Source organism: Maribellus comscasis, from assembly GCF_009762775.1.
GTDB classification, from domain to species: domain Bacteria; phylum Bacteroidota; class Bacteroidia; order Bacteroidales; family Prolixibacteraceae; genus Draconibacterium; species Draconibacterium comscasis.
This window is the reverse complement of record NZ_CP046401.1, coordinates 7103565-7118187: the sequence shown is the minus strand read 5'-3', so window position 1 is coordinate 7118187 and position 14623 is coordinate 7103565. Positions and strand designations below refer to the sequence as shown.

Sequence of the window (14623 nt, the reverse complement as noted above, 5' to 3'; positions counted from 1 at the left end):
TTTGAATTTTTTTCAATTTGTAAACCGTTAAAATCAATAGTCTTATTTATGAAGAAGTTAATCGGTTTCGTTTTCTTTTTTCTTTTTGTCATTCTGGTTGGTTCAGCAAAGGAAGGAATGTGGATTCCGACGTTGCTCGGAAAGTACAATATTGAAGAAATGCAACAAATGGGATTTAAACTCACAGCACAGGATATATACGATGTAAACAATGCCAGCATGAAAGACGCTGTGGTTATTTTTGGCGGTGGTTGTACCGGCGAATTAATCTCGGAGGAAGGTTTGTTAATTACCAATTATCACTGTGGCTACCGACAAATTCAATCACATAGTTCGGTGGAAAACGATATTTTAACTGACGGTTTTTGGGCGATGAACAGAGGCGAAGAACTGCCTAATCCAGGGTTGACTGTTCGTTTTCTGGAATATATGAAAGATGTTACTGACGAAGTATTAGAAAATACAGAAGGCCTTTCAGAAGAGGAAAAAGCCGAAGTTATTCGGCGAAATTCGGGGCGAATAGAAAGTGATGCTTCTGAAGAGAATAAATACCGTACGCAGATAAAACCTCTTTTTTACGGGAATCAATATTTTTTGTATGTATACAAAACCTACACCGATGTTCGTTTGGTAGGGGCACCACCTTCAGCTATTGGCAAGTTTGGTGGCGACACAGATAACTGGATGTGGCCAAGGCATACCGGCGATTTTTCTGTGTTCCGAATTTATGCCGACGCAAACAACGAACCAGCAGAATACTCTCCGGATAATGTTCCTTTCAAGCCTAAAAAGTTTTTGCCGATTTCGATAAAAGGAATTCAGCCCGGTGATTTTACAATGGTTTTTGGAAACCCCGGGAGTACGCAGCAATACATTCCACATCAGGAAGTTGATATTATTATGAATCAGCGGGACCCCGATCGGATAAAGTTAAGAGATATAAAACTGCAAATTGTAGGAGCCGCCATACAGAAGGATCCTAAAATTCGAATTCAATATTCGGCCAAATATCAGAGTATTGGTAATGCCTGGAAAAAATGGCAGGGAGAAATAAAAGGACTGCAACGTTTGGATGCTGTAAATGAAAAACTTGAGTTTGAGGAAGAATTTAAAAACTGGGCAGAGAAAAATTCAACGTGGCAAACGATATATCAGCCTGTTTTTAACAATTTCGAGGTGCTTTATGATCAGTATAAACGGTTTATAAAGGCGTCCGATTATTATTCTGAAATTGTCTTGCGCGGTCCCGAGATTTTTAAACTGGCAACAATGGCAAACGCTATTGTTAATAACATAGAAAGTAACCAACCTGAACGTGTTGAAAGTTTAAAATTGAATATGGAGAAGAGTCTCGATTCTTTTTTTAAAGATTTTAACCAGGCTGTTGATGAAAAATTGTTTACTGAATTACTCCCACTTTTAAAAAATGAGCTGGACCCGGAATTTCTGCCTTATGATTTTCAGGAATTGATGAATAAAAATGACAAAGAAAAATTGCTTAAAAAGGTATACCGGAAATCAAAACTTACTGAAAAGGAAACACTGGCAGAGTTACTCACCAATGGAAATGAAAAACGGGTTTTGAAACTGCGCAAAGACCCTTTGATAGCGATGGTGAGAATGCTGAATTTTTATTACAATGTCAAAATAAAACCTATTGTTAATACACTGAATGAGAACATTGACAGGAGTATGAAAATATATTTGGCCGGTATTATGGAAATGCAAAGTGGCAGTCCATTGTATCCGGATGCTAATCTGACTTTGCGAATAACCTATGGAAGAGTAGAAGGTTACGAACCTTTCGATGGTGTTAGATACAAATATTACACAACACTTTCCGGAATTATGGAAAAAGACAATCCTGCAATATATGACTATGATGTTCCGGAGAAACTGAAAGAGTTATTTAGGGAAAAGGATTTTGGTAAGTACGAAGTAAATGGCGATGTGCCCGTTTGTTTTACAGCTTCAAATCATACATCGGGCGGAAATTCAGGCAGCCCTGTTGTTAATGCAAATGGAGAGCTGATTGGTTTAAATTTCGACCGTTGTTGGGAGGGAACCATGAGTGATATTATGTACGATCCGGAAATGTGCCGCAACATTACACTTGACATTCGTTATGCACTTTTTATTATCGAAAAATTTGCCGGAGCAGGTTATCTGCTTGAAGAAATGGAAATTGCAGAATGAAGAAATTAACCGTTTGGTAGACGGTGTTTTCCGGGGCGGATTAATTAAGCTTTGAATTTTTTTTTCCGATTTTAAAAAAATGGGTGTATAATGACAAATGATTTCGCAGCCATTGCGGACTCCGTAAACGATTTGTAAAAGCCTTTCTTTCACTTTTACTATATATTGCCCTGACAGGTCGGCCGAGATAACCTTTAAATATTCTCTGGCCTATAAAAATGGCACTTCTGAGAATGTGGTAAAATGTTGCAGATTTTAGGTTCAATGTGTGTTTGCACCAAAGTAAGCAAAATGCAATATCTCTTTTTGAGGAGAATGATTGGTTTATCCCCAGAATTAAAAATGCCATTGTGAAATACGCAGTGGCTGTTTTTTTCTTTTTTATTTCTGATAAAGCAGTAGCAACAGGACATTTTTTTGAAAGCAGGAGTAAATCATAGTTTTCCCGGAGAGATAGGTTCCCGTACAAATAACCTTCGTCGGAAAGTTGACTGTGGATAAAATTATGTATGATTTTGTGGTCGTCAGAAGGTACAAAATAACCGGCTGTACTTTCCGGCTTTTTTTTCCTTTTAAATATCATCCCGGAATTAAACCAGTCTGAATATTTTTCTTCAACCGGTATGCGGTGGATTTCAATGACAGCATCAAAATCAGGGTGCAGAAGCTTGGGGTAATGTTTTAATCCTGTAATTTCCTCATATTCTGAATAATCAGTGGTTTCTTCTACAATCGAGTAGCCTGCCTCTTCCAATATTCTTGCCGCTGCCAGAAATTCTTTTTCATGAATTAAAAAATCGATATCAGCCAACATCCGTTCTCCAATATCCGTATATATGTTATCGAGCAAATTCGCTGCACCTTTTAAAAACAAAGGTTGAATTCCGTTTTCATTTAGTACCCTTGTTATTTCCTTAATTTGATGAATAATATTTTTATTTCGTAGCCTGTTTAATTTATAAATCTCAAAAAGATGATCTTTTACTTCCTCAGGTATATATTCGATTATTTTATGATTTCGAAACTTTACCCACAGTGCCGGAAGTATTAACTGGTCACTACAGAGATGTATAAATGCCTGCCAGTCGAAGTGTTCGTCGGTACATTTGTTAATAATGTAGCGCCTCGATTCCGGATTTTCGTTAAGAGATAAACATCGTCCGGCAAAATAAAACAACTCTTTATGATTCATAATCAAATAGTTGTTTTATGGTTTGCAGCGCTTTTTCATTATTATTGTAAGTAAGCTGAAAAAAAGAAGATTTTTCTACCCTGTCAAACAGTATTTCTGCATTACGAAATGTTGGAGCCACCCAGGTCTGTTCAAGCAGCAGTTTTATCGCATCCAGTGTATCCATTTTGTTCCATTCGAATTCAACTTCCTTGTCGTATTTCACAAATACAAATTCTTTTACCGGAAATATCATCGAAGTATTATTTTCCAGCGGCAGATACCTGACACTTTTTTCCTCGGTAATATAGTTGAGCTTTTTGTCTTCCAGCAAAGGGAAAAAGGGTTTTAATAAATCGGTTGATTTCTCTTTAACGGACATGGCTGAAGGAAATGGATATGCGTTGAAGGAATCCCTGTCTACTGCAACAAAATCGTCAGAAATTAACTTCAGACCTCTTGTATGCAGCAAGGCTGCTATTGTAGTTTTGCCACTGTTGGGAGGTGCTGAAAACAATATCGTTTTTTTTCCATTGGTTAAGGCTGATGCGTGAACTGTCATTAGCCAGTCAGTATCCGTTTTGTCATAAATGGTGTTTACCAAGGTCATAAAAACTTTTCCTTTTGTTAAATGACTTTCATTATCATTCCAATTTCCTTTTACTATCCCATTGTGACGGAATACAACCCGGTTGTCGAAGGTGAAAAGTTCAAAATGGTTCTGATGAGCTTCCTCTGTTTCCTCTTTTAAATGCTCAATTAGCGGATGTACATAATTTTCGAGCCAGTTGGTCTCAAAAGAAAACCGAAGCGGCTTATCTCCAATTATATAGTTGTGTGTTACGTAGGCTTTATATTTGAATCCGTTTAAATTCGGCCGCTGGGGTAAAGTATTTTCCAGCGAATTATCTTTTTGGTTGAGTTCACTAATTTTAGTCTGTACATCGTGTACAAAAGTTAAGCTTTCTTCAAAGTTTAAATCATACTGTTCTGAAAATCCGCTTGCAATTTCCCGGCCTGTAATATTTTTTACCAACCTTTCAAAAACATACCAGACCGGTTCTTCAAATTGGTAGTACAAGTTACTTTCCTTAAACCATATAAGATATGATGTCCCGATTTTCTTTTTTACAAACTGAACGTTAGTCATTGAAGGTATTCTATGTAATTACAAAAAACTGATTTATTAAATATATAAATTATTTATCAGATTCTAATTTAGGCCAAAAGCTTTTGTTAAATAAAAAGAACCACAAAGATGCAGTTTTGTTTTATTTAGATTTACCTTCGAATTTATTTGAGGAGCCTAAAATGGAATATTTGTGCATTTCAAAAGAAAATTTATTTTCCATTTTTATATTTAGAAATCTGGAGTTATTTATGGTTTGTATGGCTTGTTTAATGTTTAAGGATTTTTTCTTTGTTTTTCAGGAAGACTTGACAATGTTGAGGAGTTTTAAAAAAAGCAGAATAGCTTCATTGATATTTCAGAAGATTTCGCCCGTCAAATTTTTTAAATAGAAATACTGTCCTGTTTGTGGAATTTTTTTCTCAAATTGAGAATATGTTTAAAAAAGTCAATGTTTTATTTTTAGTTGTAAGTTGTTGTAAAACAGTTGTTTTTTGCTGTTGTGAAAGAATCTTACTTATCGATTATTGTTAAGTAGACTCTTTTTTGTTTTGTGGGAGAACTTAATTATTTGTAATTTTTCGGCATTGGAATTTTAGAATCTACTATAGTCACAATTATGTGAGTGACTAAAGGGATACCTTTACTCTCATCAATCTTAATTTCTCCTTTTTCTTTTTATAAAAGCTAACCCAATCGGTTTTTAACAACAAATTTATATTTGATATGTGCCGATATAACGTGCATTATTTTGTTGTTTCAAATGTTTTGGATTTGACTATAGCTTCTGTGAAAAAATGATTCAAAGATAGCAGAGGGTTCTCAACAATATGAAGATTTCAAAAGGCATAGTACTTATTATTATCAATTTATAAATGTTAATTTAAAAACGTAAAAATTATGAAAGAGAAAAATGAAGGTTTAGTAGAAAATGGAGGCGAACTTTTTGAGGAAAAGAAGATTTCCCGTAAAGAAGCCATCAAAAAGACGGGATTAGTTGCTGCGTCTGCAACAACAATGATGATTTTAATGAACAGTCAAAAAGCGCAGGCTTGTTCTCCTTCTGCAAAAAGCGGGCGGACAAATGATAATTACCGGCAACAGCAGTATTATAACAACAAAGATCAGAAGTCTAATGGTCCATGGAAGTCTGATAAGACGGACAATAACAACAGTCACTCCGGAAGTTCATGGAGGTCAGGCAATGATCGGTAATAGATAGTACTTAATGCTAACAAATGGCCCGAAACCAAAGAGATGGTTTCGGGCTTTTTTGTTAAAAATGCAAATTAGTTTTTTATAAATTTTAATACCGAACTATTTTGTGGAGTTGTTAGTTTATATACATATATTCCGCTTATATTCATTAGGTTTTCAATCGATACGATATGTTTTCCTGAACTGAGTTTTTTATCAATTAAAGTACAAACTTTTCGCCCCTGAATATCAAAAACGGAGAGATTAACCTTTCCGCTTGTTTGGGTTTGAAAGGACAGATGAAATTCATCTGTCAAAATTAGATTAAGATTGTTTGATGGTAAATTTTTAACTAAATCTGCTGTTGTTGCAATTCCTGCCAGCGATTTTAAATAGTTAATATATCCGATATCGATTTCCTCGTAAGTAGTACCAAAAGCTGAATAATCCATTCCCTGATTAAAGAACTTTTTAATATTTTCATATCCTCCATAGTTTTCGTATAGAAACTCAAAAAACAAGTCTCCTAAATAATAGATATCAAGTTCAAGGTTCGGATTTGTACTGATGTGTTCCAGATCAGGCTCAATATTGTATTTTTTTGCATATTCATCGAATGTCCATTCAATCATCCAAAAACGCTCACGGCGTATATCTGCCCCCAGTGCATGCCTCGCGCTAAAATCAGCGCTCCCTTCGGCCCAAAACCCACCAGGGATTTCCCACATAAAATGATTGTAATAAACATGGAAAAACTCATGAGAACTGGTATTGGCGTAATAGCGGTCATATGTTTCCTGGTCGAAATTATAATTAGGAGAAAGCTGAATGACTAAATCTCCTCCACAGCCTACGCCACCGTTAAAATAGTCGTTATAATTCAGTATATCCATCCCAATTGGTTCTGTTGGTACAATGACTACTTTGAAACGATGTTTGGGTTTAAGATTATAATTGGCAATATAAAATGAATATGCATTTTCAAAATAAGATACAACGTCAGAAAAATGACTGGAATCCGAAGTTGCACCGTAAAAGTCGAAATCAGGTGTAGCGAGCTGTAACTTTATTCTTTGATCGTCTGGATCGGTATAAAAATATTTTAGGTATATGGAAAGTTGATTATGAAGCCAAGATGAATGTATCGGACCAATGCCCAGATAACTCCCCCCTGAAAGCAAGGGCCCCTCAACACTGCTGACAATAAAATCCTTTTTAAGAGTATTACTTATACCCGAAGTATCTGTTACGAAATCAAAGTTTGTAGCAGGATTTTCATCGATGTATTTTATAATCGAGTCTCTTCGTGGACGAAATCCGGCTTCAAACAACCCAAATCCCTCTAAAAAATAAGTGGGCAGGTCAGACCAATTTTCCCTTAGAAGTTTTTTTGAAACGGCTAATTGCGAAAATTCATTGATAGCCAGACCTGTAAGGGTATTGTAATAATCCGCTTGACTTGTATTTGTTAATGGCGATAAAAAGAGCTCAAGGTTTTCGGTGTTATGAAATCCGCTTTTCCAACCGTGAGTTTCTTCTTCGGATAAGTAAATATCATTTTTTGCTGAATAATATACCTTGATTTTGTCTGATTCTTTAAAAATGTCATCAATACCGGGCCTGTTCCAAAGAGAATTTAGCTTATCATATTGTTCTTCAAGACTATCCTGGATAGTTAAATAGAAATCTTCCTCGCCTGAAATATTTGTATAAAACTCAAAATGTTCTGCTTCATCCACCAAAACAAAAGGTGCAGGAGGAATGTAACTATCAATGCTAAAATTATCGATATAAAATGCTGCCGCCTTGTCTTCAGTTGTCTGATAACGGAAAGCAAACCAGAATTTGTTTCCGGGTGTCTCAATTCCCAGCGCCTGAATATCATAGTATTCAAGCACATCAGTTCCCCATGAGATATCCTGAATTTCGTTCCATTCAGTTGTTTCTACATCGCCGGTAAAATTATAGGTATAATAAATTTGCGGGCTTAAATAATCGCCCCAACGCATATATTTGAATTTAATTTTTACATGAGAATCTGTGTCTGTATTTATTTCCGGTGTCACAAACCATGCGTCATTAACGTCGTATGGTTTTATCAGGTTTAAAGTAAAACTTGCACTATTTGAGCCTTCAAAACCTTCTTCGTTGTTCCAGTACCACTGAGTATCGGAAATAGTATTTTGTAATATCCAGCCATCAATGTCATTTTCAAAATTGTCAGAAAAAGGGAGTTCTTGAGAGGATTGAGAATGAACCGAACTAAATATCAAATAGCAGAATAGAAAGAGTAAATTTTTTTTCATTTTCGGTCTTATTTTGTGTTAACAATTATTTTCTCGGTCAACACTCCTTCAGCGGTTACCAGTTTACAAAAATATACACTACCGGCCGGTAGCGAATTTGAAACAGAAACCGAGTGTATTCCTGAATTAAGTTTCTTGTTGAGCAAGGTGGCTATTTTTTTTCCCTGTACATCAAAAATTGCCAGGTTTACTTTTCCACTGGTTTTAGTTTGGAAAGAAATGACGAATTCCCGGGAAACAGGATTTGGGTAGATACTAAACGTGTTTTGCAGATCTGATTGAAATTCATTTATTGCAGTTGGAGTTGATAATGTAATATTAAACCGCTTATTGTCGACAAACCATGTTTCATCAGTTAAAGTAAAAATAAAATAATCCGATGTGGCATATGTACTGTCGTTTATATATTTGATGACTCCGTTTTTAATATCTTTCTCGGTAAATTTTGAAATTGAGAACCCAGGATTTTTAATATTCTCGAGATGCCCGTATGTTGGTTTTGTTGTAATTTTAAAATATAATTTATCATCTGAAACCTCTTGATCCGTAGCATCCAAATTAGAGGCGTGTATTACGGAAGAGCCTCCGCGCTCAATGCTAATCCCGCCATTAACCGTCAGCAATGGTTCATTGTAGTCCCTTTGTGAATGTAAGTATTTGAGATAATCAATATAACCTTGTTCTAAATCGTCGTACGATTTTGCAAATACGGTAAAATCCAATCCATTGGCAAAAAATTCTTTAATTTTAGGAAAACCCTCTTCACGTTTTAAGTACCGAATAAATTCAAACCCAAAAAAGTAACAGTCAATTCCATATTCAAGCCCCGGTTTCCCTACGTCCGGATTTGTTATTATTTCTTCTAATGTTGGTTCCCTGTTGTAATTGTTCTGGTAATAGTCAAATACATATTCAATTTTCCATCTATCATCGAAATGTTCACCCCCTGCCACGTTGTATCCGGAGAAATTTGCCATACCCTCATGGTAGAATCCCATTGGCATTGCACAATACATCAAATCGTTAAAAACATGTCCGAATTCATGTCCCAAAAGCCAATCGTAGCCATCGTCAAATCCGCCCCAAAAGTTATGCGGTGAAATGTTAATACCGCCTGAGCCGCCATTAAAATCTCCATATCCAGTTAAATCCATTCCGGTTTTTTCGTCATAAACAATAACTAAGGGAAATCTCACATTGATGTCCATTTGGAAGGAATCGATGTAAAATGTCCGCGTGCGTTCAAGCCAGGTTTTCATGCTGTCGATAAACATTGTATCTCTCGCGGAGCAATAAATGTCGAAATTCTCACTTTCGTCATACTTTTTTATTTGAACATCATCATCGCCGGTTGTGTAAAAATAAATGAGAAAATTTTTCCACGTATCCGGCAGCGGGCCGTAGTCCCATTTGTTGCAATTGCGATAGCCTCCACACAAAAGAATCTGATATTCTATATAAGCCACAGATATATCTTTTTCCGATGTATTTGTAATACTCTTAAAAGCTGACAGTTCATTACTGCTTAACAGGTCCGGGTGGTTTTCCTTAAATGCTATAACAGAATCGCGGTTAGGGCGATACCCTCGTTCATAAAGTCCAAATCCTTCTGCAAAGTAGTCAGGTAAACTATTGCCGGAACCATCCCGATCGAGTCTTAACTGAATAGCATAACCAGCGTAAGTGTGAATTGCTAATCCTTTAAGCCCGTCATAATATTGATTGTTATCAGCAGATGAAGTCTGCATAATCGAATTGTCGAGATAAATACTTTCTGATTTATAGTCAAAAAATCCCATTTTCCAGTCTGGTGTATCTTCGTTGATGAATTTGATATTCTCCCGGGAGAACAGATAAATTTTGGATTTTGTATTCTGCGTAATAAAATCATTTAGTCCGGGAATATTCCAGTAACTGGCATATTTTTCATATTGTTCTTCAAGCTCATCTTTTATAGCGATCCAGTAATCAGTGTTTTCCGGGGTGTCGCTGTAGAATTCAAAATGGTTGGTTTCGCCGGCTTTTTCAACAACAACCGGTTCAAAAGCTTTAATCCTGAAATTGTCAATCAAAATATAGTTTGAATTTTCAATCGTGGACTGATATCTGATCGCAAATATTAAAGAATTTCCGGGGCTTTCGATTTCTATTCTGGCATCGTTCCATGACCATTCATTTTTCCAGAAATTATTGTCAAGTTCTATCCAATCAGTTGCCGAAACGTCGCCGTTAAAGGAAGTTGAATAGTAAAATTCTGGTTTAATCCCTTCTCCGTGAAATAAAAATTTGAATTGGATAGCAATGTTAGAAACATTTTCGGTATTGATAACATTTGAAACGAGCCAATCGTTATTTTCCTGCGGTGGATTGGTCATGATATAAAACCGGGCACATTTGCCACCATCAATTCCATCGTCACCACTCAAATGCCACTGGTCATCACCGGTGAGGGAGTGTGTTGTCCAGTTTTCATAGTCATTGCTAAAATCGTCAAAAAAGGGAAGATTAATTTCCTGAGCTGAGGATGAATATCGCAGCATCAGCATCAAAGACAGTAACAGCGCTAAAAAGGTTTTCATAGAAATAGTTTTTTTTGGTTAAGGATAAAATAAGTACAATAGTACTTTTTCAACAAAAGTTGTTTGTACTGTTTTATAAAACAGGACAGCATAAACCGTATTTTTTTACTTCAATCAGATTCGTTCTTATATAAATCATAATCAGAAAGAAGCCGTACATTTTCTATGTATTGAGTGGGAGTTAATCCGGTGATCTGTTTAAACGATTGATAAAATGTTGACCTTGATTTATATCCCACTTCCTCCGCAATCCCTTCAATGCTGTAATTGTTATATTCTGAAGAGCCAAGTATCCTCCGCACTTCATTTATCCTGTATTTATTTACTATGGTTTTAAAAGGCTCTTCAAAATGATGGTTAATAATTGAAGATAAATAGGAAGTATTTGTATTTAGCATTTTAGCCAGATTTATGATTGAAATGTCGGCCTGTTTGTAAATTTTGTCTTTTTCAAATAGTTCCTTTAAACGCTTATAGATTTCATCTTCATTTTTTATCCCATTTCCGTTTTTATGATGGTTGACTTTCTCCTCTGTTTTTGAAATTCGAGAGTGGAGTTTATCGAGTTCCAGGTTTTTCCGAATAAGTTCTTTGTAAGAATCCCGGAGTTGTCGATATTTTTTTCTGATATAAATAAAAAATGACAATGTTAGAACCAGCAGAGCTGTAACGGCTCCTATAAATATTTTTTGTCTGGTATTTTTTTCTTTTGTAAGTTCATTCTGAAGGCTTAGGTTATTTATCTTTTCTTCCTGAAGTTCATAATCCAAACTGGCCCGAATATTATTTAACTGTTCACTGTTTGATTCCCTGTTTGCCTTTACATATTGTTTATGAGCAAGGCTTAAATATTTTAAGGCCCTGTTTTTATCCCTTACCATATCAGCAACAACATACAAATTGTAGTAAAACCCCGGCGATGCATCTTTTTTTTCGGGAAGCGATTGCCGGTTTTCAAATGCTTTGTCGAGATAAAAAACTGAAGAGTCACGATTGGCTGTTTTGGCAAAGTACCATGCTTTTCCCCGATATGCGTTACTCAGGTAGGAATAAAAATTTTGTTTGACAGATTCACGCATAAAAAAATTTGAAATTTTCCCGACGGCTTCAACACTATCTGCAATCGTAAAACTCAATTGCAGATGTGCACAGGTGTATAAATCAGATTGCGAACCCCTTTCTTTCTCGTACGAGCGCGATAATTTGTAATATTTAATTGCTTCCTGTTGGTTTCCATCCCTGTAAAATGAAAGCCCGGTATTAAAATAAACTTCTGCTATTAACGATGAATCACCTAAAGAAAGTGCATTCCGGAGTGCTTCTTCGAGATAAAATTTGTATGATTTGTCGGTTGAAATAAAATGCGAGTTTGTATACATTGTTAAAAGGGCCCTGATTTTTCCTTTTTTGTAATTTTGTAATCCGGACAGGTGTAGTGCTTTTTCGCAATACCCAATCGAGTGATCGTATTGGTGTAAGTGCCAGTATAAATCTGCGATTTGAAGCATTACATCTGTCAGTTCAGTAGAATCGGATTTTAGGATTCCGGAATTTTCTATCTTTTTTAAAAAATGAATTTTTGTAAAGTAATCAAACCCGCGGGTTGATAGTAAAAGTCCGATTTTTAATATCTTAAGCTTGATGTTTGAATAATTGGTCTTGGATAATATTACAAAAGCTTCGTTGATACAATTATAGGCTACAGAATCGTTGTCGGTAGCTTCCGCAGCCATCGCTTTTTCAACAAAATAAAACGACTTAAGAAAAATATTTTTAGTGTTCAGAATGGATTTACTATTGTCCTCCAGCCAGTAGTAATACTCTCCTGCGGATTCAATTTTCCAATCTCCCGAGGTGACTGAATCGAGATACGTTTCATAGGTTTCGGCAGACATATTTTCTGCTCGCTGAAACTTCTGCCCAAAAATTATCTGCACACCCGGTAGGAATAAAAGAGAAATTGTAAACGCGAGAGTTAAAACTTTTAACATGGTCATTGAGATCAGCAATATTCAAACAGTAAGCACAAAGTTTATAAAACTGAATGTTTTGGTTTTTGTTATTTTACAAAACTAAAAATAATTTGGTATAATAAATATCAGATTATCAATAAACTGAATGAATCACCAGCAAGGGGAACTTAACAAAAATAAGGGGGCAGAAATAAATTTTGTAAAATATGGTTTATAGCTAATAGGTTTTAATATGAAGTTCAGAAAATTCGGCCCTTGTGTATCCTTGCGGATTATGCGAAGTAGCCGCTAATCCAATAAGCAGCTTTCGGGGCATTTTCTGTTCGTAAGATGAATATTGATACCAGTTCTCAGCATTGCTGCTGATAAAAGCTGAGAACGTATTTTTTTCCCGTTTCAGCTTTATCCATGTTTCAGGAAAATTTACGTTGAATGTTTCTCCCGCGGTTTGCTGGTCGGGATATATTGCTTTAGATTCACCTCCTCTTTTTGCCCGATACTGAAACTCGCATCCTCCGTTATTATTATTTCTTTCCTGGTTGTCGGGAAAAACAAGAAAATATACGTGTTTTGCATTGTCGCTCAAATCGTTTCGTGCCATTATTCCCGCTTTGGTGTACAAATCGCTTGGGGAGAGGTTGTGAAACCTGACGCTAACTTCAAAATCCCCTTTTATTTGTTTAAAAATAAAATATCCTTCGTCTTCTGTCCCCCAAATATCTTTTCCACTGGCAACAATTTCTGCAATTGAGTCTTCAACTGTTATTGTCCCTTTCAATGCATCTTTTCCTATGGTATATGTTTTAAATTCTGAAAGAATATTGTTTGATACATTATCTTTCTCCTCTTGTGCAATGCTTTTGGCATTTGTTTTTGAAGTACTTACTTCTGTTTTCTCAAAAAGCTTTGACCTTCCCGGTTTTTCTTTTCCCTTTAAAAACGGAGAAACACAAGAAAGGCAAAAAATTAAGAAGATATATAATATTTTATTCATTCTGACTATCCCTTATTGCTATTTAATTTAGTAGTATGCAATGTATAAAATAGATTTTAAATTTTTGGTAAATCAACTAAAAATGAAACTATTGCATTTAAAATTTATTATTTCAAACGATGACTTATGTATAATCCAAATTCAAGACCTAAATGAAAAGTGTGGCTTCCTTTTACAACAGCCAAACTGTTGTCGATGTATGGCGACCGGTATTCATGTACCTGGTTGTTTATAACGTTCGAATTTATATTTTCAGTTTTGTTATTTCCAATATCAGCAAATCCAAAATTGGTAACTACTCCTCCTTTAAAAATAACAACGGTTGAAAGGGGAACAAAAATTCCGGCTCCGGCTACTATTGATATATTACTGTTTTTTAAAGCCGCATTTGTTTCCAGGTTTTTGTCGTTGTAAAATCCCAGCTCAGGAACATTTTCCAGGGTTACTTCCCACTGCTCGTATCTGCCTTTTGTTGAATAAGTGCCGGATGAAGTGTAGCTTTCGTTTAAAAGAAAGGAGTATTTCAAACCAAGATCAGCGTAAAATCCTATTCTTTCAATGTTCGGATTTCCAAATTCAAAAATTAACGGAACAGATAAATACATTGGGTTTGTTGTTTTTTCAACATTTGTCAGGGTAAGTGTTTCGGTATAGGTATCATTGTCTATGTCGCTTAAAGTTTGCGTGGGAACATCGCCATTAGCGTTTAATGTATTATTATAACTTGATATACCAATACCGGTTTTTATTTTGAACCAAGGTCCCAGTGATTGGAAATATCCAACGTTAAATGTATACCCCAGTCCTTTTTTTGAATCCCATATTTCAGAAGATAAATTGTTGTTTTTTATATTGGTTAAGCCCGGGGAAGCTTCAAAATAGAACCCCCATGCAGGATAAATAAATCTGTTATCCAAGCTTAAATCTCCCGGCGACAGATTGGAGGAAATCTCAGTTGGTTTTTCTTTTTCTTTTTTCTCTGGCGTCGTGGAGAGTGCAACAAAATAAGCAAACAACAGCCAAATTAAAGTTATTGTTTTTTTCATATAGATATTTTTTCAGAACATGTAATCATTTA

The 14623-nt window shown here is 35.5% G+C and carries 9 protein-coding genes; 2 read left to right on the top strand and 7 right to left on the bottom strand.

Going from position 1 to position 14623, the window contains the following annotated elements; translation table 11 throughout:
- The first annotated feature begins 48 nt into the window (after positions 1-48).
- Positions 49-2196, top strand: coding sequence for a S46 family peptidase (locus tag GM418_RS28505; RefSeq protein WP_158871359.1), 2148 nt, complete (start codon positions 49-51; stop codon positions 2194-2196).
- Positions 2197-2236: 40 nt separating this feature from the next.
- Here GM418_RS28505 and GM418_RS28500 read toward each other — a convergent pair whose 3' ends face one another.
- Positions 2237-3388: a nucleotidyltransferase family protein gene (locus tag GM418_RS28500; RefSeq protein WP_158871357.1), complete on the bottom strand. Its 1152-nt coding sequence runs from the start codon at positions 3386-3388 to the stop codon at positions 2237-2239.
- On the bottom strand, positions 3378-4517 hold the full coding sequence (locus GM418_RS28495) for a phosphoenolpyruvate carboxykinase (ATP) (protein WP_158871355.1): 1140 nt from the start codon (positions 4515-4517) through the stop codon (positions 3378-3380). The genes GM418_RS28500 and GM418_RS28495 overlap by 11 nt, the downstream gene beginning before the upstream one ends.
- Before the next feature lie 879 nt (positions 4518-5396).
- On the opposite strand from GM418_RS28495, the gene GM418_RS28490 reads away from it, so the two are divergent.
- On the top strand, positions 5397-5711 hold the full coding sequence (locus GM418_RS28490) for a hypothetical protein (protein WP_158871353.1): 315 nt from the start codon (positions 5397-5399) through the stop codon (positions 5709-5711).
- Positions 5712-5785: 74 nt separating this feature from the next.
- On the opposite strand, the gene GM418_RS28485 is transcribed toward GM418_RS28490, so the two are convergent.
- From GM418_RS28485 to GM418_RS28465, 5 genes are all read right to left on the bottom strand, one after another.
- Positions 5786-7999, bottom strand: a complete 2214-nt coding sequence (locus GM418_RS28485; RefSeq protein ID WP_158871351.1) for a T9SS-dependent choice-of-anchor J family protein — start codon at positions 7997-7999, stop codon at positions 5786-5788.
- Positions 8000-8007: 8 nt separating this feature from the next.
- Complete coding sequence (locus GM418_RS28480; RefSeq protein WP_158871349.1) at positions 8008-10578, bottom strand: cadherin-like domain-containing protein; 2571 nt, start codon at positions 10576-10578, stop codon at positions 8008-8010.
- Between the two features lie 110 nt (positions 10579-10688).
- The gene (locus tag GM418_RS28475) at positions 10689-12473 is read right to left on the bottom strand and encodes a helix-turn-helix domain-containing protein (RefSeq protein WP_158871347.1); all 1785 of its coding nucleotides are present in this window, start codon (positions 12471-12473) and stop codon (positions 10689-10691) included.
- Between the two features lie 295 nt (positions 12474-12768).
- Complete coding sequence (locus tag GM418_RS28470) at positions 12769-13545, bottom strand: DUF1349 domain-containing protein (protein ID WP_158871345.1); 777 nt, start codon at positions 13543-13545, stop codon at positions 12769-12771.
- A gap of 107 nt (positions 13546-13652) precedes the next feature.
- Positions 13653-14591 carry a porin family protein gene (locus GM418_RS28465; RefSeq protein WP_158871343.1) on the bottom strand — a complete coding sequence of 313 codons (939 nt, stop codon included), beginning with the start codon at positions 14589-14591 and terminating at the stop codon, positions 13653-13655.
- Positions 14592-14623 lie beyond the last annotated feature (32 nt).

What these genes read in the sequence shown, in the direction of transcription:
- GM418_RS28495 (WP_158871355.1), bottom strand. Translation starts at nt 4,517, where the DNA reads ATGACTAACGTTCAGTTTGTAAAAAAGAAAATCGGGACATCATATCTT.
- GM418_RS28500 (WP_158871357.1), bottom strand. Translation starts at nt 3,388, where the DNA reads ATGAATCATAAAGAGTTGTTTTATTTTGCCGGACGATGTTTATCTCTT.
- GM418_RS28475 (WP_158871347.1), bottom strand. Translation starts at nt 12,473, where the DNA reads ATGTCTGCCGAAACCTATGAAACGTATCTCGATTCAGTCACCTCGGGA.
- GM418_RS28470 (WP_158871345.1), bottom strand. Translation starts at nt 13,545, where the DNA reads ATGAATAAAATATTATATATCTTCTTAATTTTTTGCCTTTCTTGTGTT.
- GM418_RS28485 (WP_158871351.1), bottom strand. Translation starts at nt 7,999, where the DNA reads ATGAAAAAAAATTTACTCTTTCTATTCTGCTATTTGATATTTAGTTCG.
- GM418_RS28505 (WP_158871359.1), top strand. Translation starts at nt 49, where the DNA reads ATGAAGAAGTTAATCGGTTTCGTTTTCTTTTTTCTTTTTGTCATTCTG.
- GM418_RS28490 (WP_158871353.1), top strand. Translation starts at nt 5,397, where the DNA reads ATGAAAGAGAAAAATGAAGGTTTAGTAGAAAATGGAGGCGAACTTTTT.
- GM418_RS28465 (WP_158871343.1), bottom strand. Translation starts at nt 14,591, where the DNA reads ATGAAAAAAACAATAACTTTAATTTGGCTGTTGTTTGCTTATTTTGTT.
- GM418_RS28480 (WP_158871349.1), bottom strand. Translation starts at nt 10,578, where the DNA reads ATGAAAACCTTTTTAGCGCTGTTACTGTCTTTGATGCTGATGCTGCGA.